Genomic DNA, 24,042 nt, shown 5'->3' with positions numbered 1-24,042 from the left:
AATAAGAAAAAATCAACCACCCCATCCATGCCATCTTTATTGGGACATAGAGACATCTAAGCCTGATAAGACAGAACCCTCCCCCCCTCGTGACACATTGTCAATTTCCCCTCCAGCTCTGACATTTTGTTCTGCGGAAGCCTTCCAGAATCGCATTTTTCGACCCGGGGGGGGACGAGTCGGTGGCAAAAGAAGGCATTCTCAGGAGATTCGTGAAATACATGTTGATGCTATCAATGAGATTTTCCTTTCATCCAGACAATATTTAGCGTACATCTGTTTCCTTCCGCTTATCCGTACAGCAGGAGAAGACACTTTTTATCACAGCACAAATTGAAGTCCCATTCCGTCTTCCAGCGAATGAGAATCAAAACATTTTACCTTTACGTTCCAAAGATTGGACTTTCCCGGATGAAACAATATTGTTTGGGGCGTGAAACAATATTGTTTGAGGAACCAAACACAAGTGTTTGACGAGTGAAACAATATTGTTTGAGCGTTAGAATGTAAGTTTTTCGGATCGAAAGTGTTTATAAACCTAAAATAGAAGAACTGTTTTAGCCTCAACCGTTAATCGCAATTAACCATTGAATGCTAGAATGACGGAGAGTCGCAAAAAACAGGTTAGAGAAAACCTGCTATTTACAACTCTCCGTCAAGCAAAAACGAAGGAAAGGCAGCAAATCGTCAGTCTGCCTCCTGTCCGAGAAGGATACGCTCGATGACCTTCGGATAGTGTTCATACTCCAGCGCATGCACCTTCTGTGCCACCTGCTCGGGGGTATCGTCCGGCTCCACGGGACACGTTGCCTGGAAGAGGGTCGTCCCCTCGTCGTAGTGCTCATCTATATAATGTATAGTGATGCCGCTTTCGCGCTCGCCCGCAGCAACCACCGCCTGGTGTACCCGGTCGCCGTACATCCCCTTGCCTCCATACTTCGGCAGCAAGGCGGGATGGATGTTGACAATCCGCTGCGGATAAGCCTGAAGCAACTCGTCGGGTACACGCAACAGGAACCCTGCCAGCACGATGAAGTCGATGCCCCGTCCGCGCAACAACTCCACGACCTCTCCGCCCCGGGCAAACTGCTCACGCGTCAGGATACACGTCGGTACCCCCAGCCGTTCCGCCCGCTGGAGCACGAAAGCATCGGGTTTGTTTGACACCACAAGAGAAACCCTTATGGTCTTGTTTCCCTGAAAGTAGCGGATGATGTTTTCGGCGTTCGTACCCGAACCCGAAGCAAAAATGGCAATGTTTTTCTGCATATATATCCTAATTTAGTGCACAGATGCGTGAAATTTGTGCAAAGCAAGTGCAATTAATCAGTTAATTATTTGCTCATAATGATAAATCTTTCTTTCTTTGCACCGCAAAAATAAGGAAATAACAACAAAGTATTAATTTAAATCGTAAAATTATGTCTGAAATCGCATCAAGAGTAAAAGCAATTATCGTTGATAAATTGGGCGTTGAAGAATCGGAAGTAACTAACGAAGCTAGCTTCACAAACGACCTTGGAGCCGATTCATTGGACACTGTAGAATTGATCATGGAATTCGAAAAGGAATTCGGTATCTCAATTCCTGATGACCAAGCAGAAAAGATTACTACCGTAGGTGACGCCGTTTCTTACATCGAAGCTAACGCGAAGTAATTTTATGGAATTAAAAAGAGTAGTAGTAACAGGTCTTGGCGCACTGACTCCCGTAGGTAACACCGCTCCCGAAACATGGGAGAACCTGGTGAACGGAGTGAGTGGGGCAGGACCTATTACTCATTTCGACGCATCACTCTTCAAGACCCAGTTTGCGTGTGAAGTGAAAAACTTTAACCCGAACGATTTCATCGACCGGAAGGAAGCACGCAAGATGGACCTTTACACCCAGTATGCCATCGTGGCCGCCAAGGAGGCCGTGACGGATTCAGGGCTTGATGTGGAGAAAGAAGACTTGAACCGTATCGGTGTGATTTTCGGTGTCGGCATCGGTGGCATGCACACCTTTGAGGAAGAGACCGGAAACTATGCACTTCATAAAGACCAGGGACCCAAGTACAACCCCTTCTTCATCCCGAAGATGATTGCCGACATCTGTGCCGGACAAATCTCCATCATGTACGGATTCCACGGTCCCAACTACGTGACCTCTTCAGCTTGCGCCTCCTCGACCAACGCACTGGCTGACGCCTTCAACCTGATCCGTCTGGGCAAGGCGAACGTCATCGTTTCCGGTGGTGCCGAAGCTGCCATCTTCCCGTGCGGCGTGGGTGGTTTCAATGCCATGCATGCCCTCTCGACCCGCAACGATGACCCGCAGGGTGCCAGCCGTCCGTTCAGCGCAAGCCGTGACGGATTCGTGATGGGCGAAGGTGCCGGCTGTCTGATTCTCGAAGAACTGGAACATGCCAAGGCACGCGGTGCCAAAATCTATGCCGAGGTTGCCGGCGTGGGCATGAGTGCCGACGCACACCACCTGACTGCATCCCACCCCGAAGGACTGGGCGCGAAGCTGGTGATGATGAACGCACTCGAGGATGCAGAGATGAAACCTGAAGACATCGACTACATCAACGTACACGGCACATCGACCCCCGTGGGCGACATCTCTGAGGTGAAAGCCATCAAGGCGCTCTTCGGCGAACATGCCTACAAGCTGAACATCAGTTCGACCAAGTCAATGACCGGACACCTCCTCGGAGCTGCCGGAGCCGTCGAAGCACTTGCCAGCGTATTGGCCGTGAAGAACGACATTGTTCCTCCGACCATCAACCACACCGAGGGTGACAACGACGAGGAGATCGACTACAACCTGAACTTCACGTTCAACAAGGCTCAGAAACGTACGGTCAATGCCGCCCTGTCGAACACATTCGGCTTCGGCGGACACAATGCATGTATAATCGTTAAGAAATACGCCGAATAAGAAGCTATCAGTGTTTCAGAGAATTACTATATTATATAGAATAAGGCTCCTTTTCTCCAAGGAAAGGGAGTCTTATTTTGCTTTGTACCGCATCCTGGGCTTCTATCCGCGCACGATCAGCTACTACAAGGAGGCACTGCTCCACAAGTCTTCGACCGTCCGCAGCGCCAAGGGCTACAAGCTCAACAACGAACGCCTGGAGTTCCTGGGCGACGCCATCCTCGATGCCATCGTCGCGGACGTCGTCTACAAGCACTTCGAAGGCAAACGCGAGGGCTTCCTGACCAACACGCGCTCGAAAATCGTACAGCGGGAGACGCTCAACAAGATTGCCGTGGAAATCGGGCTGGACAAGCTCATCACCTACTCCACCCACTCCAGCAACCACAACAGCTACATGTGTGGCAACGCCTTCGAGGCACTCATCGGCGCCATCTACCTCGACCGGGGCTATGACGCCTGCATGCGCTTCATGCAGGAACGCATCCTCCACAAGCTCATCAACATCGACAAGGTCGCCTACAAGGAGGTCAACTTCAAGTCGAAACTCATCGAGTGGTCGCAGAAGAACAAGGTCGAGCTGGAGTTCCGTCTGGTGGAACAGACGCAGGATGTGAGCAGCCCCGTCTTCCAGTCGGATGTCCTGCTGGAAGGCATCGTCGGCGGAAGCGGCACCGGATACTCGAAGAAAGAGAGCCAGCAGGCAGCTGCCAAGCAGGCACTCGGACGACTGAAGAAGGACTCCGAGTTCATCGACGCGGTCTTTGCCGCCAAGAAGGCACGCAGTGTCACCGTCGAAGTGTCCGACACGGCAGCCGTCATCCTCAACGAAGACCCAGTGACCGTCTATACCGAGGACCCGGCAGAAGAGGAGGAGACGCACGACAGCACTTCCGACGACAAGCTTACCCCCATCTCCCGTCCGAACCTCGACGAGGTGGAACGCATCATTGCCGAAGCCGAAGAGCAGGCGTTCCGCGAAGCCAGAAGCTGACAAACCCCATCCACTAACCCCAAACACCCCTTGCAGCCATGAAAGTAACCGCCGTCATCGTGACATTCAACCGCCTCGTACTGTTGCAGAAAACCCTCGACTACGTCCGCATGACTCCCCTCGTGACCCACATCATCGTGGTCAACAACGGGAGCACCGACGGCACCACCGAATGGCTCGACACGCAGGCCGACCTGGAGGTCATCCACCAGGACAACGTCGGCGGCTCGGGCGGGTTCTATACCGGCATGAAGGCTGCCTACGAGGGCGGCAGCGACTGGATATGGTGCATGGACGACGACGTCTGTCCCCGGCCGGACTGCCTGAACTTCCTCATCGATGCCGACATGCACGGCGTCGGTATCCTCTGCCCGCGACGCATCATGGGAGAGGAGGTGTTCGTCACCGAATGCAGGTACCTCAACCTGATAGACCCGTTCTCATCGCTCCACCTGGACAAGGTCGAGCCCTACATCTGCCACCTGGTCTCCATCCAGGGCATGGTGTTCGAGGGTCCGCTCATCAAGCGGTCGACCATCGAGCGCATCGGCTATCCCAACAAGGACCTCTTCATCTTCTACGACGACACCGACTATGCCTACCGGGCCGTGCTGGCAGGACTCCAGGTACTCTACGTCCCCAACGCGCTCATGTACAAGGAACGCTTCTACAACAACGACACCTGGGCGGAAAGGCAACGCAAGAAGAAGTGGAAACGGTTCTACCAGGTGCGCAACGGAGCCTACTTCAACCACCACTACGGCAAGAACTTCCTCATCCGCTACCTCCGCCCCCTGCAGGAGACCCTCGGATACATCTTCCTCGCCTTCTTCACCGCCCCCTTCACGAAGGCCTACAGCTGGCGTGACATCCCCCGCTTCTGGCGGATGTACCTCGACGGCATCCACGAACGGCTGGGGAAACTATAACCTGCTTTTTTCTTAAAGAATCCATACAACGTTTCAAATAATATGCATATCTTTGGACAGGCTTCGACGATATGCAGCGTACAGTGTCGCACTATCGCTTCACTGAAAGCCCCTGTGAGAGAGAGCCATCATTCCTTTAGAGAGAACACAATTTAAAAACTTTACATTATGGACACTTTAGAAAACGGGCAACAATCCGCACAACAGCCCGTACAACAGACCGTGATTGTGCAACAAGAACCGCAAAAAAAGTCGAACGGCATCGGTACAGCAGGCTTTGTCCTGTCGCTTGTGGCATTGTTCCTGTGCTGGATTCCTGTACTTGACTGGATTCTCTGGCTGCTGGGACTCATCTTCTCCGCCATCGGCGTATTCCGTGTACCACGCGGACTGGCCATTGCCGGTCTGTGCATCAGCTTGCTGGGACTCATCATCCTCATCGTACTCGTCGGCTCACTGGTTGCACTTGTGGCGGCATCCTGAGTCATTCTTCCTCCTCCATTCCGGGCAAGTCGGTCTGCACACTGGGCTTACCGGCTTGCCTGACATTCATTCACATTTAACACCCACATTTACCATGAGACGTATCCTTACACTGTTCATGCTGCTTTCCCTGTCGCTCTCGTTCGCATTCGCACAAGGAAAGCCTTTCAAAGGTTTCTGGGAAAAAGACACAACGGACGAATACCACGCCCTGTACATTGACCTCTACGGGAAGTCATTGAAGACCCCGGACAAGTCCGCCGCTTCCTACGGCTATCTGCAAAGTGAGAATGAATTCAATTCGGACGTCTGGGTAATCACCCAAGTCCTGTCCCTGCAAGGGAACAACGCAAAGGTCAAGACGTTCAGTTGGCGCTACGGTTCCCCCAACGAGCAGGTGGAAGCAACCCTGACATACAACCCCGCAACCAAAGTGATGACCTACCAGCGCAGCGACTTCCCAATCACGTTCCAACCGACTCCTCCCATCAACTCACTGGTCCTGAGGAAGACCTACAGGAACCGCGATATCAAGCACGAGCTGATATTCCTTTCCTTTGAGAAACGGGACGGGTGGGTGTTCATCAACGAAGAAAGCTCCTCTGTCTATGAAGACGGGCGCATAAGCCATTCCGGCAACACGGTGTATGCCGGCAAGATTAAAGGGAACCGGATTGTATGTACCTACAAAATCAACTGCTTCCTCCCCGATTTGAGCAGCATCCAACTCTCCGAGATGGAAAAGACCGCTCCCTGCATCCTCACCTACAGTCCCGCGAGCAAAACCTTCGTGATGAACGGCGTAGTCTTCGAGGTAGACAACCAATTCCCTACCGGCTTATAACCTGCTTTTATCACAGATAAACCTTTCGAAGACGGAACTTCCAACGGCATTGCGTACCTTTGCGTCATCAATCAAAACGCAAAGGTACTATGCTGTATAAATCCATCCTCCGTCCGCTCCTCTTCGCCCTGGAACCGGAGCGTGCCCACCGCCTCACCTTCTCCCTGCTCAAGCTCACCAACTACATCCCTCTCCTGCGCCCCTACCTGCGCAGCCAGTACCGGTACGAGGAAGAGGACATCCTCTGCAAAGGCATCCTCACCCGGAACCGCATCGGGCTTTCCGCCGGGATGGACAAGGGGGCGGAAGTCTTCAACGAACTGGCAGACTACGGCTTCGGCTTCATAGAGGTAGGTACCGTGACGCCCGACCCCTGCCCCGGCAATCCGGCACCACGCATCTTCCGTCTGCCGAAGGACGAATCGCTCATCTCGCGCACGGGCTTCAACAACCCCGGGCTGGCGGTCGTCAAGCAACGCCTCAGCCACAAGACCGGACGGGTGACCGTCGGTGTCAACATCAACAAGAACCCCGCGTCGGAGGGCCGTCAGGCAGTGGACGACTTCCTCCTGCTCTTCACCGAGCTGAACGCCGTCGCCGACTACTTCACCCTCAACTGGGGCTCCATCGATGCCGCACTCATGGAGGAGGTTCTTGCCGCACTGACCGGGAAGCGTGCCACGATGCGCATGCGGCGTCCCATCCTCCTGAAGCTCCCCGGCGACATCACGACCGAGGGCATGGATACCGTACTTTCCCTCATCAGCCGTTACGGACTCGACGGAGTCATCGCCACCGGACCCACCATGGACCGTTCCCAGCTACGCCGCTACACGGAAGCCGAGCTGAAAGCCCTCGGAGCCGGTGGAGTCAGCGGCAAAGGCATGGGCATGAAGTCCTTTTTTGCCGTCGACTACCTGCGCAAGCACGGCGGTCCCGACCTCTTCATCATCGGGGCAGGCGGCATCATGACTCCCGGCGACGCCGAACGGATGTTCCGCATGGGCGCCGACTATGTGCAGATATACTCCGCCTTCATCTACGAGGGACCGGGCATCGTCGCCCGGATGGTCATCCGCTCGGCGGAGATGGACGAGTGAACAGTCATACCGACAACCCATAAAGAAAGAGGATGCACCGGCACTCACACCGGCACATCCTCTTTTTTCATACGGACCGGAAGTTACTCCCAGCCCGGGTTCTGCGGCAACAGCGCCTCGTTGATTTGAATGGCAGAGAGAGGCACAGGGCGCAGGTATTTCTTGTCCAGCCAACGGCGGTCTTGCGACATGCCGTACTCCACATAGCCGTGGTCACCCTCCGACAGGCGGTAGTTCTGTCCGTCGAGCACGACGTAGTCCACTCCCTTTACCTTATCTTCGGCAGCAGGCTCCTGGTCGACGTAAGCCACATCGAACGTCCCGTCGTGGTTCAAGTCGTACGGCGTATCTTTTGCCGGGACATACATCCCCTGCCAGGTACGCTCGATGAGCTTGCCCTGCTTCCAACGCATGATGTCGTCGTAGCGCACGCCTTCGAAGGCCAGCTCGACACCGCGTTCACGACGCACCTCCAGAATCCATTTGTCCTGTGTCTGATTGTCAAAATAAGCTGCTACATAGGGGTCGTAGTCGGCAGGGATGCTGCCGTCCACACCGGCACGTTCGCGGAGCGGCTTGATGGTAGCGTTCCACACGGACTGGTCGCACCGTCCCAGCTCCGCCATGGCTTCGGCATAGTTCAGCAACACCTCGGCGTAGCGGAAGATGGGGATGGAATTGTTTGCCGTCGCCTTACCCACGTGTACATCGTCGTCAAGCGCCCACTTGATCATCATGTACCCTGTGGAGGTAATGGCGAAGTTCGGGGCGTCGGGCTGGAGCGTACCGCTGATGGTCCGCTGGTAATCGGGACCGATGACGGTCTGGGCAAGGCGGCAGTCACGGTCGACAAACTCCTGGTCGTACGTCAGCGTGGCATAATCCGGACGGTCGGTGAAGCGGCTGCCGTCGCGCATCAGGTACATGTTCACGAACGGACGGACCAGCGACCAGTTGGCACCGTACGAACCGGAGAATATCTTCCACGTAATGTCGTGCATGCGCACGTCCGTCTGATAGGCAATCGCCCAGATGACTTCCTGCGTGTTGATTTTCTCGGACGTGAACAGTGCACGGTACTGCGTCTCCACGTCCGACGGGTTGTCTACCAGCGAGTACGGGCCATTGTCCATCAGCTCCTTGGCGGCAGCGGCTGCCTCTTCCAGGAACTGGTTGGCCGTGCTCTGCAGACCCAGTTCGTCGTGGTACTTGCGGTACGTGCCCTCAAACAGGCAGACCCGCGACTTGAAGGCCAGTGCCACCCAACGGGTGACAAGCGTGCTGCTCTCCACCTCCGTCCCGTCAGTGGAGCAATACGTCGAGGCGAACGTCAGGTCCTCCAGCACGTGTGCCATCACCGTCTCGCGGCTGTCGCGTCCCTTGTAGAGCTCCTCCGTCTCCCCGGTATCAAGCGTATGTTCATACCAGGGCACATCGCCGAAGGTGCGCACCATGTTGTAGTAGAAGTAGGCCCGCCAGAAGCGTCCCACCCCTTCATAATGCCGGTAGGTAGCCTCGTCGATTTTGCCCTCCATCTGCGGCAGGTGGTCGAGGAAGTAGTTCACCTGACGGAGGTCATTCCAGGACCATCCGCCCTGCTGGCTGGAGTCCCAGGTGTCTCCCTTCAGGAAGGTCGTCGAGGTGCGGGTGGCACAGTAGTCGGCATACTGGTCGCCTCCCCAGGCAATGTCCTCTTCCGAGGGGAGGAAAGTCTGCAGGAAGCCGTTGGTGTAGAGCTTCAGGTCGTTCTCCGAGGTCATGAAAGCCTCGGACCCGACGGCATTCTCAGGCTGGCAGTTCAGGAAGTCCTCGCACGAGGAGCCTCCCAGCGCCAGCAGTCCCATGAGCAAGAGTGTATAGTGTCGTTTCATTTGCGTTGTCGTTAGAAGGTTACGTTAATGCCGAAGGTGTAGCTGCTCAGGAGCGGATAGCCGTATCCGTCGCCGTCGGTGTTGGCGGTGGAACGGAAGTCAGCGTCGCCCGGATTGATGACTTCGGGGTCGTACATCTTCGTGTGCTTGTAGAGCGGACTCCACGTGCAGAGGTTCTCGCCCGCCAGATAGACCTTGAGGTTCTCCAGATGGAGCGCCTTGCAGACCTTCGGACTGAAGGTGTAGTCCACCTGCAGGTTCTTCAGACGGACGTACGCTGCGTTCTGCAGGTAGCGGTCGTTCGCCTGCCGGCCCAGTGCACGGGTCGAGCCTTGAGCCAGGTAGCCACGGTAGCGCGGCCAGTAGGCGTCAGTGTTCTGGTTCTCTTCCGTCCAGACGTTGTTGCCGGTGTGCTCCTTCAGCATGTAGCTGTAGGGACGGTCGTACTGTCCCCAGAAGAAGGCGGACTCGCGGTGCGGGTACCAGTCGCGCTGCCCCACACCCTGGAAGAAAGCACTCACGCCGAAGCCGTTCCAGTTGGCTGCCAGGGTGACGCCGAACTGGTAGCGCGGGGTCGTGTTGCCGACCACCTTCAGGTCGCCGTGGTCGTCGAGCGTGTTCTTCCCGTTGTCCACGGCGCCGCTGCTATCGAGGTCGGCGAACTTCAGGTCACCGGGCTTCAGGATGTTGTCGTCGGAGACGACGAGGTAGGACTGGTCGGCATGCGCGTCGATCTCAGCCTGGTCCTTGAAGAGTCCCTCGATGTGGTACCCCCAGATGGTGCCTATTTCCTGCCCCTCGTAGTAGGTCGAGAGCGATTTGGTCGGGTTGTAGAACTTCGTCACCCACGTGCGGTTGTCCCATACCATCGCCTTGATGCTGTAGTTGAACGGCTTGTCGCCCAGGGTGAAGCGGTCGCGCCACTCCACGGAGAGCTCCCATCCACGGGTCTTCATCTCGGCGTTGTTGCCCTTCGGAGTCGAGGCACCCAGCACGGCGGGCAGCGTCGGGCCGACGGTGTACATGTCGGTGGTATAACGCTGGTAGTAGTCGAAGGTGGCGCTGAGACGGTTGTTGAGCAGGGCGAAGTCGAGGCCCACGTCGTAAGTCGTCGCGCGTTCCCACGTCAGACTGCTGGGCACGATGCCCGGTGTGGTGGCATAACCCTGCAGACCGCCGTCAAGAATCACCGACGTCCGCTTGATGGGAACGGTGGAGAGGTAGAGATACGGGTCCACACTCCCGTTGCCCAGGCTACCGATGGAGGCGCGCAGCTTCAGGTTGTCCAGCCAGGTGCGGGCGGGAGCCATGAACGGCTCTTCCGAGATGCGCCAGCCCACCGACCCTGAAGGGAAAAAGCCCCACTGCTGGTTGGAGGGGAACTTCGACGAGCCGTCGTAGCGTCCGCTGAACTCGGCGAGGTAACGGTTCTTGTAGTTGTAGTTCACGCGGTAGAGGAAGCCCACGTACGCCCACTCATAGCCGCTCTGGTTCTCCGTGTAGTAGTCGCCGTCCATGAGGGCAAAGCTGGGCTTCGTCGGGTACAGCAACCCACGGCGGTAGGTGGTAATGGTCTCGTAGGACTGGGTCTCCAGGTTCCAGCCGAGCAGCACGTTGAGGTAATGGTCGGGGTTGGCGAACTGCGGCTCATAGTTGCCCGTGATGTTGCTGGAGATATACTCCTTGTCATAGTCTACATTCTCCAGGGAGCTGTACGTGTTGCGCTCCTTCACGATTTCCGGGCCGGTGTAGTACTCATACTGGTTCTCGGCGCGGCGACGGTCGGAAAGGCTCTTCGCGTAGGTGAAATCGCCCTTGAAAGTCAGCTGGTCCAGGATGGGCTCCCACGTCAGGGTGCTGGTGTTGCGGAAGTCTATCTTGCCGTTCTTCTGCCACGAAGTCCCCTCGACGAAGCCTGCCCAGCCGATGTAGACAGCCGCCTCGGTCCAGGTCCCGTCAGGGTTCTTCTCCATCGTCACGGGGTAGCCCTGGTGCTGTATCTGCCGGGCGATGTTCTGCCGGTCGTACATCACCATCGGCTGGTGCGACTTGAAGTGGGTGAACTTCGTGCTGTTCTCCAGCGTGAGGTTCCGGTTAATCCGGATTTCGCCACGCGAGTTGAGGTTGTACTGTGTGTACCTTTCCCCACCGGCGCTGTATATGCCGTCCTGGTTGAAGTAACGCCCCGAGACGTAATACTTCGCCCTGTCGCTGCCACCGCTCACGCTCACGTTGTGTTCGGTGGAGTAGTTGAAGTCGCGGTAGATGATATCGAGCCAGTTCGTGTTGCCGAAGTACTCGTACTCGCCGTTGTCGTTCACCCGCACCTTGTCGAGTGTCGGGTCGGCATCGCGCTTCACCAGCTCGTTGTACCAGTCGGTGGAGTACTTGAACACGTTGTTGATGCCCGCCGGGATGGAGTTCTTCCCCTCCAGGTAGGCGGTGTACCAGCCGTCGGTCCACTGCAGACCGTTCGAGACGATGCCGTCCTCCGTGCGCACCGTACGCCGGTGCAGCGACACGCTACCGTTGTAGTTGACCCGAGCCTTGCCCGACTGGGCTTTCTTCGTCGTGATGAGCACCACGCCGAAGGCACCGCGTGCGCCGTAGATGGCTGCCGACGAGGCGTCCTTGAGCACCGACACACTCTCCACGTCAGAGGGGCTCACCGAGTTCAGGTCGCCCTCCACCCCGTCGATGAGGATGAGCGCGCTTCCGCCCGCCCCGATGCTGCCCGTACCACGGATGTTGATGGAGGGGTTGCGCGACGGCTTGCCGTCGGAGAACGTCACGTTCAGTCCCGGCATCAGGCCCTGCAGCGAGCGGGACACGTTGCTGTTGGCACGCTCCGCTATCTGCTTGCTGTCGATTTGCTCCACGGCGCCCACCAGGTTCGCCTTCTTCGCCGTTCCGTAACCCACGACGACGACCTCGTCGAGCAGCTGGTCGTCCTCCTTCAGGACGATTTGCATCTGCTGTCCGTCCGACACCTCGATTTCCTGGTTGGAGTAGCCGATGTAGCTCAGCACAAGCGTCTTCCCCTGTTCCACATTGAGTGTGAAGCGGCCGTTGATGTCCGTCACTACCCCCTTGTTCTCGCCCTTGACGCGTACGGCAACGCCTGTGAGCGGTTGGCCCTGGGCATCCACCACCGTCCCCTCGAACGGGACGACGGCAGCCCATGCCGTGGCAGCCGAGCAGGCCACCAGCAGGCTTACGAGGCCGCGTCTGCAGCCCGGCATGCGCCTGCCTGTTATCCTTGTCTGTCTTGTTTTCATGAGTGCATGTTCATATTAGTTGACGAGTTTCCCGCCCGTCCGGTTCACAGACGGAGCGTCTGCGTGTACACCTCGCCGAAGCGGTTGGTCAGTTCCACACGGATTTCCTTCGCACCGTCCGACGGCATGAGGCGGAACAGGTGTCCCGTCTTCGGAGCCTTCGCACGGTTCTTCAGCTGCGCGGCACGCTCCTCGTCCGAGTCGGTGAAACGCTCCATGTCCCCCATGGGCTTCCCGTCCTCGTACCACACCACGCGGCAGGCACTGTCCCAGTCCCAGACGTTGGCGACCACGAAGCTGCTCTGCGTCGTGAACTCGCCCCGGTTGTACAGGCGGAACTGGTAGCCGAAGTCGCGGCGGGTACCCTTGTAGTGCCACTTCAGCCGGTCGCCGTCGACATCGACCACCATGTAGCCGTTCGGTGCGCCACACTGGTTCACCCAGCCTGCCCACCAGGCACCGCAGGCAGCCCCGATGTTGTGCTCATAGAGCGTCGGGCTGACCTCGTTGTTCTGCAGGAAGTGGGTGTGCCCGCAGAAGACATGCACGTTGTAGCCCTCCAGCACCTCCTTCAGCGCGGAGGCATTGCGGATGTTCCCGCCCGGCTCCACGGTGTTCCAGGAAGCCGCGTGCATGTTCAGGATGACGAGGCTGCCTTCGGGCACATGGCTCAGGTCCTTCTTCAGCCACGCCAGCTGCGCCCCGGTGAGTGCTTCGATATACTTCTTGTTGCTTACGTAGTTGATGTTCTTCATGGTCACGATGTGCGCTTTGCCCACGTTGAAGGAGTAGTCCGTCGGGCCGAAGTAGCTGTGGTAGACCATTTCCCCATAGACCGGCGTCCCCGCCTCCATGTTGTGCAGGTCCTGGTAGCGCAGGTCGAAGTCATGGTTGCCGATGCACTGGAAGAAGGTCGCCCCCGTGTTCCGCAACGACTCCTTGTACTCGGGGTACAGCCCCATGTTGTCGAACACCAGGTCGCCGAGCGTCATGCCCACCACCTCGCGGCTCTGCTTCAGCGAGTCGATGGTCTCCTTCAGGTCCACGACTGCCTCCTGACGCCAGCGCTTCATCTCGCGTGCGTTGCGCACCTGCGGGTCGGACACGGCGATGTAGTAGAAGCGGTCCGACGCCTCCTTGCGCCGTTCCAGCCTGAAGTCGTGCCGGTTGCCGCCAGCCGCCAGCTGACCCACGGACACATAGAAGCCGTCCGCCAGTCCTTCCCGCTGCGGCAGTCGGTAAGCCGACGGCGTGGAGATGCTCACGAACTTGCTCACGGTGGTGTCCGAATCGAGCGACCAGGCGCCCTTGCCGTCGGTCCGGGTGAAACGGACCCCGTCGTTGACCACCACCCCGGCTATGCCCTTGCCCTTCTCGTCGAGGACTTTTCCGGAAAAACTCAAAACAGAATTCTGCGCCGCAGCGCTCAGGCAGAGTGCCCACAAGGCGACTCCGAATGCCCCTAATCTAGCTGACTTTTGATACATATATAGAATAGTTTTAGGAATATTTCAGAAAACTGCTGCAAAGTACGTCCTTCCCCGTTACAGCACCGTGACGCCCCTGTGACAATCCCGTTTCCATCCTGGTACACCCCCGTGACGGCAGTCCCCGTGCCTGTCCTCCGGTGTCGGGGCGGAGCGTGGCTCGCGGTTTGTCATTCTATCGCTGTTTCAGCCGTTTTGGTGTCACTTTTTCCCGATTCGGGGTTTTCAGCTGACGCGTACTTTCGTCATTTCGTCCCTTCCAGCGCGCAGTTGAATACACTTTTTAAGACACGGACGTCCGGACAGACTCCAATTTTTATTCCGTTAACACAAAAACGGAGCTTCGAACCCCTTCGCACGGTCGTTCCAACCCGTTTTCACTTTCGTACGGACGCGTCCGTACCACCGTAGTCGTTCGTCCGCACCGTCGTACGGACGCGTCCGCACGAAAAAAGGCCTCGGTTTTGTCCTTTTTCTTTACCTGTTTTCATTTTCAGACGGACGGAGCCTTCCGTTTGTCACCTGTCTTCCTGACGTCCACACGGACGGTTCCGGCAACGTCCCGTCGGCTGAACGCCCCTTCCGCTGAACAAAAGAAAGCGGAACGACGGGAAAGGCGACAACCTGCATTTTGCAAATCGCGCGAGAAGGGCCTTCCCGGTCACCAATCCGTATTTTGGCGCAAGGAAGCCCCTTCTCGGGCGATTCGTTTGACATTTTGACATTCTGACACCGACGCCCGTACGGACCGAAGGCATCCTGCCGCCCCACATTCGCCGCCGGCATATCTTGCTGAAAGAGAAAGTTTGCCTATATTTGCAGGTCCTCCGGACACACGCGCGGGACCGTCGGCTGACGGCACCGACGCACACCCGCCGGCGAGGCGGAGAACTGACAACAAATCAATACACTATAAAATGACAAACGAACTGTTTTCAACCCTCCCTTACAAAGTTGCTGACATTTCACTGGCGGAATTCGGACGTCAGGAAATCGACATGGCTGAGAAAGAAATGCCCGGACTGATGGCTCTGCGCGAAAAATACGGCGAGACGAAGCCGCTCAAAGGTGCCCGCGTGATGGGCTCGCTGCACATGACCATCCAGACCGCCGTGCTCATCAAGACGCTCGTCGCCCTGGGTGCCGAGGTACGCTGGGCGTCCTGCAACATCTACTCCACGCAGGACCACGCCGCGGCTGCCATCGCCGAGATGGGCGTGCCCGTGTTTGCCTGGAAAGGCGAGACGCTCGCCGACTACTGGTGGTGTACGCTCCAGGCGATGAACTTCCCCGGCGGCAAGGGTCCGAACATGATTGTCGACGACGGCGGCGACGCCACCCTGCTCATCCACAAGGGTGTGGAGGCGGAGAAGGATGCGTCGGTGCTCGATGTCGACGTGCACGCCGAGGACGAGGTCGAGCTGCTCGCCCTCCTGCGCCGGGTGCTCGCCGAGCGCAAAGGCTACTGGCAGGCTGTGGCTGCCGAGGTGCGCGGCGTGTCGGAGGAGACCACCACGGGCGTACACCGACTCTACCAGATGAAGGAGGAGGGCAAGCTGCTCTTCCCCGCATTCAACGTCAACGACTCGGTGACGAAGAGCAAGTTTGACAACCTCTACGGCTGTCGCGAGTCGCTCGCCGACGGCATCAAGCGCGCCACCGACGTGATGATTGCCGGCAAGGTGGTGGTCGTCGCAGGCTACGGCGATGTGGGCAAGGGCTGCGCGCACTCCATGCGCTCCTATGGCGCCCGTGTGCTCGTGACGGAAATCGACCCCATCTGCGCCCTTCAGGCTGCCATGGAAGGCTTCCAGGTCGTGACGATGGAGGAGGCATGCACGCAGGGCAACATCTTCGTCACCACGACGGGGAACATCGACATCATCCGCATCGAACACCTGGAGCAGATGCCCGACCAGGCCATCGTCTGCAACATAGGCCACTTCGACAATGAGATTCAGGTCGACGCGCTCAAGCACTACCCCGGCATCCGCCGCGTGAACGTGAAGCCGCAGGTTGACCGTTATTACTTCCCGGACGGGCACTCCGTCATCCTGCTCGCCGACGGCCGTCTGGTGAACCTGGGCTGCGCGACGGGACACCCCTCGTTCGTGATGAGCAACTCGTTCACCAACCAGACGCTGGCACAAATCGAGCTGTTCAACCAGCCGTACCCCATCGACGTCTACCGCCTGCCGAAGAAGCTCGACGAGGAGGTGGCACGGCTCCACCTGGAGCGCATCGGCGTCCACCTGAGCCGGCTCACCCCGGAGCAGGCTGCCTACATCGGCGTCTCCGTGGACGGTCCCTACAAAGCAGAACATTACAGATACTAACCCTCCTTTTATGAACAAGCACTTCAAACTGATTTTGCCCGATGTCATCGCGGTGGTTGCCTTCGTGGTGCTCTCGCTCGCCTACTTCTTCCCGGCGGTGCTCGAGGGACGCGTACTGGCACAGCACGACGCGGTGGCAGGCATCGGCGCGGGCATCGAGATGCAAGAGTATCAACAGCGTACGGGCGAGCGCACCCGTTGGACCAACGTGCTCTTCGGCGGCATGCCTACCTATCAGATGGCGCCGAGCTACGACTCGACGGACCTGCTGAAGACCGTCGGGGACGTCTATCACCTCTATCTTCCGGGCAGCGTGTGGCTGGTGTTCATCATGCTGCTCGGGTTCTACATCCTGCTGCGCGCCTTTGACTTCCGCGTATGGATGGCAGCCCTCGGCGCCGTGCTGTGGGCGTTCTCGTCCTACTTCTTCATCATCATTGCGGCAGGCCACATCTGGAAGTTCGTCACCCTCGCCTACATCCCGCCGACGATAGCGGGCGTCGTGCTCGCCTACCGCGGCAAGTACTTGTGGGGAGGCATCGTCACGGCGTTCTTCCTCGCTCTGCAAATCCTCTCGAACCACATCCAGATGAGCTACTACTTCGGCTTCGTCATGCTCTTCATGGCGATAGCCTTCGGCGTGGATGCCTGGCGGAAGAAGGAGATGCCGCGCTTCGTCAAGGCGACGTGCACGCTGCTGGTGGCAGCTGCCATCGGTGCCTGTGTGAACCTGTCGAACCTCTACCACACCTGGCAGTACAGCAAGGAGTCCATGCGCGGCAAGAGCGAACTGGTGAAAGCGGACAACGGGAACCAGACGGACAGCGGACTGGAGCGCGACTACATCACTGCCTGGAGCTACGGCATCGGCGAGACGTGGTCCCTCCTGGTGCCGAACGTGAAGGGCGGCGCGAGCAACCGCGGCGACAAGCCCATGCTGATGAGCGACAATGCCACGGCAATGGCAAAGGCGGACCCGCAGTTCAGCTCGCTCTACAGCCAGCTGACGCAGTACTGGGGCGAGCAGCCGGGCACCTCGGGCCCCGTCTACGTGGGGGCGTTCGTGCTGATGCTCTTCGTGCTGGGCTGCTTCATCGTGAAGGGCCCGATGAAGTGGGCGCTGCTGGCAGCCACGGTGCTGTCGGTGCTCCTGTCGTGGGGAAAGAACTTCATGGGCTTCACCGACTTCTTCATCGACTACGTGCCGATGTATGCCAAGTTCCGTACGGTGGCATCCATCCTGGTGATAGCGGAGTTCACCATCCCGCTGCTTGCCATGATGGCGCTGCGTGAGGTGCTCTCGCGTCCGCAGGTCCTCCGCGAGCACCGGAAGGCGTTCGTGGGCAGCTTCCTGCTGACGGGCGGTGTCGCCTTCCTCTTTGCCGTGGCGCCGAAGGTGTGCTTCTCGTCGTTCATCTCTTCGATGGAGATGGGCGCGCTGCAGAACGGACTGCCGTCTCAGTACCTCACCGCGGTGCTGACGAACCTGACGGACATGCGCGTGGCGATGTTCACTGCCGATGCGTGGCGCAGCTTCTTCGTGGTGCTCGCCGGCACGCTGCTCATCGCCTTCTTCGCGTTGGGCAGGCTGAAGGCGAAGACGACCCTGGTGCTGGTCGGCGTGCTCTGCCTCGTGGACCTCTGGTCGGTGAACAAGCGCTACCTGTGCGACGAGATGTATGTCGAGCCTCGGGAGGTGTCACACAGCAAGCTGTTCAGCCCGTCGGCCGCCGACAAGGTCATCCTCAGCGACAAATCACTGGACTACCGTGTGCTCAACCTTGCGTCGAACACCTTCAACGAGAACGAGACTTCCTACTACCACAAGAGCGTGGGCGGATATAACGCCGCGAAGCTGCGCCGCTACCAGGAGATGATCGAGGCGCACATCGCCCCCGAGATGCAGGCTCTCTATAAAGAGGTAGCGACCGCCGGCGGCGACATGACGCAGGTGAACGACTCGCTGTTCCCGGTCATCAACATGCTCAACACGCGCTGGTTCATCCTTCCTGCCGCCGACGGGACGACCGTCCCCCTGCAGAACCCTTATGCCTTAGGCAACGCATGGTTCGTCAGCGAGGTGCAGGAGGTGGCGAATGCCAACGAGGAGATTGAGGCGCTCCACCACATCAACCCCCGTCATACGGCAGTGGTGGACAAGCGTTTCGCGTCTGCCGTCGGACAGGCACAACCCGTCGACTCCACCTGTACGGTGACGATGAAGTCCTACGACGCCAATCGCCTGACCTACGAAGTGAACTCTCCGAAGGGTGGCGTGGTGGTCTTCGCCGAGGTGTACTATCCCGGTTGGCAGGCCTTCATCGACGGCAAGGAGGTGGCAGTCGGACGCGCCGACTACATCCTGCGTGCGCTCCAGGTGCCCGCCGGACGCCACGAGCTGGTGATGACGTTCGACCCGGTTTCGCTGCACACGACAGAGACCATCGCCTACATCGCCCTCGCCCTCTTGCTGCTGGGCATCGTGGCAGGCATCGTGCTGCACGTGCGACGCGGAAAGCGTAAGTGATGCGCAACCCCTGCCTGAGAGCAAACGAGCCTCTGCCGAAGGTCGGCAGGGGCTCGTTTGGTGTTGGGGTGGGAGGAAGGTAACGGGGCATCCTGCCAACAAGGCGGAAGGGATGTACCCGTTTTTTCGTATCTTTGCCACCGGCTTATGATTTGAATCTCATGGACAGCACGGAAAAGTTTATGGTGGAACTGTTGAAAGAGGGCGACGAACGTGCCTACAGGTATCTGTACGACCGCCACTACCCCATCTTGTGCCACGTGGCGGCGCAATATGTGGGCGATGACTTCCTGGCGGAAACCATCGTGAGCGACGTGATATTCCACCTTTGGGAGATAAGAGAGCGCCTGTCCATCGAGAGCTCGCTGCGCAGCTTTCTGGTGCAGAGCGTGCGCAACCGCTGTCTCGACTACCTCCGTTCTCAGCAGGTGGAGCGTGAACAGTCCGTTCCGGGAGCAGGGGGCATCGAGGCACTGCCCGTCGTCCGTTACCTGAAAAGCGATGACAGCCCGTTGGGCAAGCTGCTGGAAGAGGAACTGGAGGAGCGGGTCCATGCAGCCATCCGCCAGCTCCCCGAGGAGTGCCGGAAAGTGTTCCGCCTGAGCCGCTTCGAAGGGAAAAGAAACGAAGAGATTGCCCAGGAGCTGGGCATCTCAGTCAACACGGTAAAATATCACATCAAACGTGCCCTCGCACTGCTGCATGAGGACTTGCGGGAGTATCTGTCACTGGCTGTCCTCCTCCTTCTGCACAACGGAATGCATTGAGAGGCACAACTTTCTCACTTTTTTTGCCTCCGTCCTTCATTTTTCTGCATTGCCGGCTACCCGCCGGCTTCTTTTTTTCGTCTTATGCTTAGAACCCTCTAAACATGGAAACAACCAACGAACACATCGACGACCTCATCATCCGCCTGCTCTGCGGCGAACTGGACCCGGAAGGACGGCAAGAGCTGGAGTCCTGGGCTTCGGCAGACGCAGCGAATGCCAAGTATCTGCACCAACGACAGGAGCTGTGGTTCTCCGCCACCCGTCCCGAGGAATTGCGCAAGTATGACAAGGAGGCTGCCTATGCAGTCTTCCTCCGCCGGATAAACCGAAAGCGGACGTCCGCCAACCGTCACTTCCTTGCCGGACGGCAGACACTGCGACGGTGGACAGGCTATGCGGCAGGGATACTCCTGCTCTGTCTGGCAGGCGGCATCGGCTACTACGCCGGACAGAAACATCTCTTGTCCGCCTTTGCCGACATCACCATCGAGGTTCCCCAAGACTCGCGGACGCGGACCTCCCTCCCCGACGGAACTGTTGTCTGGCTCAATGCCGGCTCCCGGCTCGCCTATTCACAGGGATTCGGAGTGAAAGACCGCAACGTCCGGCTGGAAGGTGAAGGCTTCTTCGAGGTAGAGAAGAACGAACAGCTGCCCTTCTGCGTACACACCTCCTCCGTCTGTGTCCAAGACCTTGGAACGGCTTTCAACTTCCGCGACTATCCCGACGACAAGGAGGCTGAAGTCATCCTCGCCGAAGGTTGCATCCGTCTGGAAAATCTCGTCCGCAAGGGCTCTCCCGAACTGATGAAACCGGGCGACCGGATTGTGGTCGACAAACATACGGGCACACTCGTTCGCGACACCTACGACGCTAACCTCGCCAATCAATGGACAGGCGGTAGGCTCATTTTCGACGGAGAGTCCATTGAGACCATTGCACGAAAAATCGAGCAGTGCTACCACGTCAGTGTGACGCTCGCCTCGGAGGGATTAGAGGACTGCCATTTCTACGGCACCTTTATCCGCATGGAGAACTCCCTGACAGAAGTCCTTGACGCGCTTGCCGCCACGGGGAAAGTCCGCTATCGGATTGAGAGACGCCGCGTGACACTTTATTCGAATTAACCTCATGTAAAACCATACCTTAAAGACCATGAAACCAACAACTACCGATTGACCGCGAGCCCTCCCTAAAAGGGGAAGGCAAAACCGCCACTGCGACACGGGCTGGTGTCTGTGTCGTCATCCTGTTATTTATCCTAACCTTTATTCGTTTCAAGATGAACTTTAGCAGAACATTTCTCGTAGCCGCCCTCCTGTCGTGCCACCTCGTGACCCATGCACAGGAGCTCAGCCTCAGGCTACACAACGTTTCAGTGAAACAGGCAATGACCGAACTGGAACATAAGAGTGGGTATTCCTTCGTCTACGAAGGCTCTGACGTCAACACGTCGGAGGTGGTCACCGTCAATGCCTCTACATTGACGGAAGCCGTCAGTCAGATTCTTGCCGGACAACGGCTCCACTTCGAAATCAAAGGCAAGAAAGTCATAATCTCCAGAGCAGACCGACAGAAGACCGTCGGGAAGGGTGACCGCCGGCGCATCACAGGTCTCATCACCGACGAACAGGGCGAACCCATCATCGGAGCGACCGTCAAGGAGCAGGGTACCGGCAACGGAACCATCTCTGACTTGGAAGGACGGTTCTCGCTCGAAGCTGACAGTGAAGGAGTCCTGCAAGTGAGCTATGTGGGCTTCGCTACACAGGAGCTACCGGTCAGTGGGCGTCGGGACTTCCGTATCACCCTCCGGGAAGACAACAAGGTGCTCAGCGAAGTGGTCGTCATCGGCTACGGCACGCAACGCAAGGGCGATGTGACCAGTTCTGTGGGCAGCGTGAAGAGCGAAGACTTCATCACAGGGGCCGTCAATGATGCAGGACAACTCATCCAGGGAAAGATTGCCGGCTTGAGCATCACCAACCCCAGTGGTAACCCCGTCGGCAAGACGGAAATCTCCCTGCGCGGCAACACGACCATCCTGGGAGCGTCGACTAATCCGCTTATCCTCATTGACGGTGTTCCGGGAGACTTCAACACGGTCGCCCCGGAAGACATCGAGAGCATCGATGTGCTCAAGGACGGCTCCGCTGCAGCCATCTACGGTTCACGCGGTACCAACGGCGTGGTCATGATCACCACCAAGAAGGCCAAAGGCGACAACATCAACGAAGTGCAGTATAGCGGCTATCTGAGCCTGTCGCACATAGCCAAGAAACCCGACTTCTGCAACGCCGCCGACTATCGTCAGCAAATAGCCGACGGACTCCGCGACGCCTCGTGGGACTTGGGAGCAAGCACCGACTGGATGGATGAGGTCCTGCGCACCGGGCTGAGCCACGTGCACAACCTCTCCTTCAAAGGAGGTAACTCGCAAACCAACTACATATTCAACCTGAACTACCGCCAGCTCCAGGGCATCTTCAAGCGCTCCAACAAGGAAGAGTTCCAAGGACGCGCCGAAGTGAATCACTCCATGTTCGACAACAGGCTGAAGTTCAACTTCCAGCTTCTCGCCAACAAGACAGGATACACTGCTACTGCCGACGGTGGCAGTTTCAACACCTACATCTGGCGTCAAGCCATGATACACAACCCGACGGAACCTGTCAAGAACGAGGACGGTACGTGGTATGAAAACACCGGCATCTTCAACTACGACAATCCGGTGTCCCGCATCTACGAGTGCGACGGCACACAGGATGTCGCCCAGCTGCGGGTGAACGCCAACGTCACCTTCAACCCTATCCGTGAATTGACGCTTAACGCACTCCTCTCCTACGACCGCAGCACACAGGATGGAGGCTACTACGAGACAAAGCAGCACATTTCGAACATACGCGACGGCATGAACGGCTACGCCACGACGGGCAGCTCGGCTTCCATGACCAAACTGATGGAACTGACTGCACAGTTCCACAAGACCTTCGGCAACCACACGGTGCAGGCACTTGTCGGCTACAGCTACCAGGAAGGGAGCTACAGCAACCAGTACGAGCGCAACTATAACTTCCCGACGGACCTCTTCAGCTGGCACAACATCGGCATCGGTCAGGCACTGAAAGAGGGCAAGGGAACAGAATACAGCTACTACCTCAAGACCAATCTCATCGGCTTCTTCGCCCGCATCAACTACAACTACAAGGATCGCTATCTCCTCATGGCAAGCCTGCGGCACGAGGCTGCCAGCCAACTGGCGGGAACGGACAGACCCTGGGGCAACTTCCCCTCCATCTCATTGGGATGGCGTATCACACAGGAACCCTTCATGAGGGGACAGAAAGTGTTCGACGACATCAAGCTCCGTGCCGGCTATGGCGTGACGGGATCCCAGCCCAGCCAGTCATTCCTGGGTGTTCCCCTGCTGGGCTATGGCGACTACTACCTCTACAACGGACAATGGATACGTGCCCTGCAACCGACACAGAACTCCAACAGCAAACTAAAGTGGGAGGAGAAGCATGAGTATGACGTCGGAGTAGACTTCAGCGTGCTCAACTACCGTCTCAATGCGTCTGTAGACTACTACTACCGCCTCATCAAGGGACTGCTCTACGACTACACCGTCCCCTCGCCTCCCAACCTCTACACCACCACACGCGCCAACGTGGGTGAGATGAGCAATGCCGGACTGGAGCTCATGCTCAATGCAATCCCCTTCCGCACAAAGGACTTCGAGTGGAACTCCACACTCACCTTCTCCACCAACTCCAACAAACTGAAAAGCCTCTCGAACGACCTCTACCAAACCTCCTCGGACTACTTCATGGCAGGATGGATTGAGGAACCGGTCAAGACGGAATCACACATCGTCCGCATCGGACACCAGGTGGGCGACATGTACGGCTTCAAGGTGGTCGATGTCGACGAAGAAGGCAAGTGGATTTACGAGGACCGGAACGGAGCGCTGGTAGGCTACGACGACTTCAGCCGTGCGTTTGAAGACAAGCAGATTATCGGTAATGGCATCCCCAAGTGGCACCTGGGATTCAACAACCAGTTCCGCTACAAGCACTGGGACCTCGCTATCAACATGCGCGGAGCCTTCGGCTTCCAGATTATCAATGGCTCACGCATGTTCTATGAGAACCGCAGCCGTCAGGACTGGAACCGCCTGCGTTCGGCCTACAAGCCCGTCTACGGCAAGGTCGTCCTCAACAGTCTCTGTTCTGAAGAGTTCAACAGCTACTATGTGGAGGACGGTGACTACTGGAAGATAGACAACATCACCCTGGGCTACACATTCGGACAACTGGGCAAATACATCAAGTCGCTACGACTCTACGGCTCCGTCAACAACGCACTGACCATCACAGGCTACGAAGGGATAGACCCGGAAGTGTCGTCATCCGGACTGGCACCGGGGTATGACAACCGAGACACATATCCCCACACCCGTGCCTTCACCTTCGGTCTCAATGTAACCTTCTAATTT

Annotated in this window: 16 protein-coding genes; 12 read left to right on the top strand and 4 right to left on the bottom strand. The window is 57.6% G+C overall.

Annotated features, from left to right (window positions below; translation table 11 throughout):
• Positions 1-687: 687 nt before the first annotated feature.
• A complete protein-coding gene (gene purN / locus M3087_RS12540) occupies positions 688-1,269 on the bottom strand; it encodes a phosphoribosylglycinamide formyltransferase (protein WP_249096249.1) in 582 nt (193 codons plus the stop codon).
• A 152-nt stretch (positions 1,270-1,421) separates the two neighbouring features.
• Between purN and M3087_RS12535 the strand changes: the two genes are divergently transcribed.
• The 7 genes from M3087_RS12535 to M3087_RS12505 all read left to right on the top strand — a co-directional run bounded on the left by M3087_RS12535 (position 1,422) and on the right by M3087_RS12505 (position 7,275).
• Positions 1,422-1,658 (top strand): acyl carrier protein, encoded by a 237-nt coding sequence (locus M3087_RS12535; RefSeq protein WP_022384766.1) that lies wholly within the window; start codon positions 1,422-1,424, stop codon positions 1,656-1,658.
• A 4-nt stretch (positions 1,659-1,662) separates the two neighbouring features.
• Positions 1,663-2,925 carry a beta-ketoacyl-ACP synthase II gene (fabF, locus tag M3087_RS12530; protein WP_022384765.1) on the top strand — a complete coding sequence of 421 codons (1,263 nt, stop codon included), beginning with the start codon at positions 1,663-1,665 and terminating at the stop codon, positions 2,923-2,925.
• Positions 2,926-2,935: 10 nt separating this feature from the next.
• Positions 2,936-3,919 (top strand): ribonuclease III, encoded by a 984-nt coding sequence (rnc, locus tag M3087_RS12525; protein ID WP_249096243.1) that lies wholly within the window; start codon positions 2,936-2,938, stop codon positions 3,917-3,919.
• A 38-nt stretch (positions 3,920-3,957) separates the two neighbouring features.
• Positions 3,958-4,848, top strand: coding sequence for a glycosyltransferase (locus M3087_RS12520; RefSeq protein ID WP_022384763.1), 891 nt, complete (start codon positions 3,958-3,960; stop codon positions 4,846-4,848).
• 168 nt (positions 4,849-5,016) lie between these two features.
• Positions 5,017-5,331 (top strand): hypothetical protein, encoded by a 315-nt coding sequence (locus M3087_RS12515; RefSeq protein WP_022384762.1) that lies wholly within the window; start codon positions 5,017-5,019, stop codon positions 5,329-5,331.
• Positions 5,332-5,425: 94 nt separating this feature from the next.
• A complete protein-coding gene (locus M3087_RS12510; protein ID WP_249096241.1) occupies positions 5,426-6,175 on the top strand; it encodes a hypothetical protein in 750 nt (249 codons plus the stop codon).
• A 92-nt stretch (positions 6,176-6,267) separates the two neighbouring features.
• Positions 6,268-7,275, top strand: coding sequence for a quinone-dependent dihydroorotate dehydrogenase (locus M3087_RS12505; RefSeq protein WP_249096254.1), 1,008 nt, complete (start codon positions 6,268-6,270; stop codon positions 7,273-7,275).
• An 83-nt stretch (positions 7,276-7,358) separates the two neighbouring features.
• Here the strand turns inward: M3087_RS12505 and M3087_RS12500 are convergent, their stop codons facing one another.
• From M3087_RS12500 to M3087_RS12490, 3 genes are read right to left on the bottom strand one after another with little or no spacing between them, the layout of a single operon-like run.
• Positions 7,359-9,146 (bottom strand): RagB/SusD family nutrient uptake outer membrane protein, encoded by a 1,788-nt coding sequence (locus M3087_RS12500; RefSeq protein WP_249096238.1) that lies wholly within the window; start codon positions 9,144-9,146, stop codon positions 7,359-7,361.
• 11 nt (positions 9,147-9,157) lie between these two features.
• On the bottom strand, positions 9,158-12,424 hold the full coding sequence (locus M3087_RS12495; RefSeq protein ID WP_249096236.1) for a SusC/RagA family TonB-linked outer membrane protein: 3,267 nt from the start codon (positions 12,422-12,424) through the stop codon (positions 9,158-9,160).
• Between the two features lie 44 nt (positions 12,425-12,468).
• Positions 12,469-13,911, bottom strand: a complete 1,443-nt coding sequence (locus M3087_RS12490) for a calcineurin-like phosphoesterase C-terminal domain-containing protein (protein WP_249096235.1) — start codon at positions 13,909-13,911, stop codon at positions 12,469-12,471.
• Positions 13,912-14,828: 917 nt separating this feature from the next.
• On the opposite strand from M3087_RS12490, the gene ahcY reads away from it, so the two are divergent.
• The 5 genes from ahcY to M3087_RS12465 all read left to right on the top strand — a co-directional run bounded on the left by ahcY (position 14,829) and on the right by M3087_RS12465 (position 24,039).
• Positions 14,829-16,247, top strand: coding sequence for an adenosylhomocysteinase (ahcY, locus tag M3087_RS12485; RefSeq protein WP_249096234.1), 1,419 nt, complete (start codon positions 14,829-14,831; stop codon positions 16,245-16,247).
• Positions 16,248-16,257: 10 nt separating this feature from the next.
• Positions 16,258-18,774, top strand: coding sequence for a YfhO family protein (locus M3087_RS12480; RefSeq protein ID WP_249096233.1), 2,517 nt, complete (start codon positions 16,258-16,260; stop codon positions 18,772-18,774).
• A 161-nt stretch (positions 18,775-18,935) separates the two neighbouring features.
• A complete protein-coding gene (locus M3087_RS12475; RefSeq protein ID WP_249096231.1) occupies positions 18,936-19,541 on the top strand; it encodes an RNA polymerase sigma-70 factor in 606 nt (201 codons plus the stop codon).
• Between the two features lie 104 nt (positions 19,542-19,645).
• On the top strand, positions 19,646-20,671 hold the full coding sequence (locus tag M3087_RS12470; protein ID WP_249096230.1) for a FecR domain-containing protein: 1,026 nt from the start codon (positions 19,646-19,648) through the stop codon (positions 20,669-20,671).
• Positions 20,672-20,826: 155 nt separating this feature from the next.
• A complete protein-coding gene (locus tag M3087_RS12465) occupies positions 20,827-24,039 on the top strand; it encodes a TonB-dependent receptor (protein WP_249096228.1) in 3,213 nt (1,070 codons plus the stop codon).
• Positions 24,040-24,042 lie beyond the last annotated feature (3 nt).

It is taken from the genome of Mediterranea sp. ET5 (assembly GCF_023337025.1).
GTDB lineage: Bacteria > Bacteroidota > Bacteroidia > Bacteroidales > Bacteroidaceae > Phocaeicola_A.
This window is presented reverse-complemented; position numbering and strand designations above follow the sequence as displayed.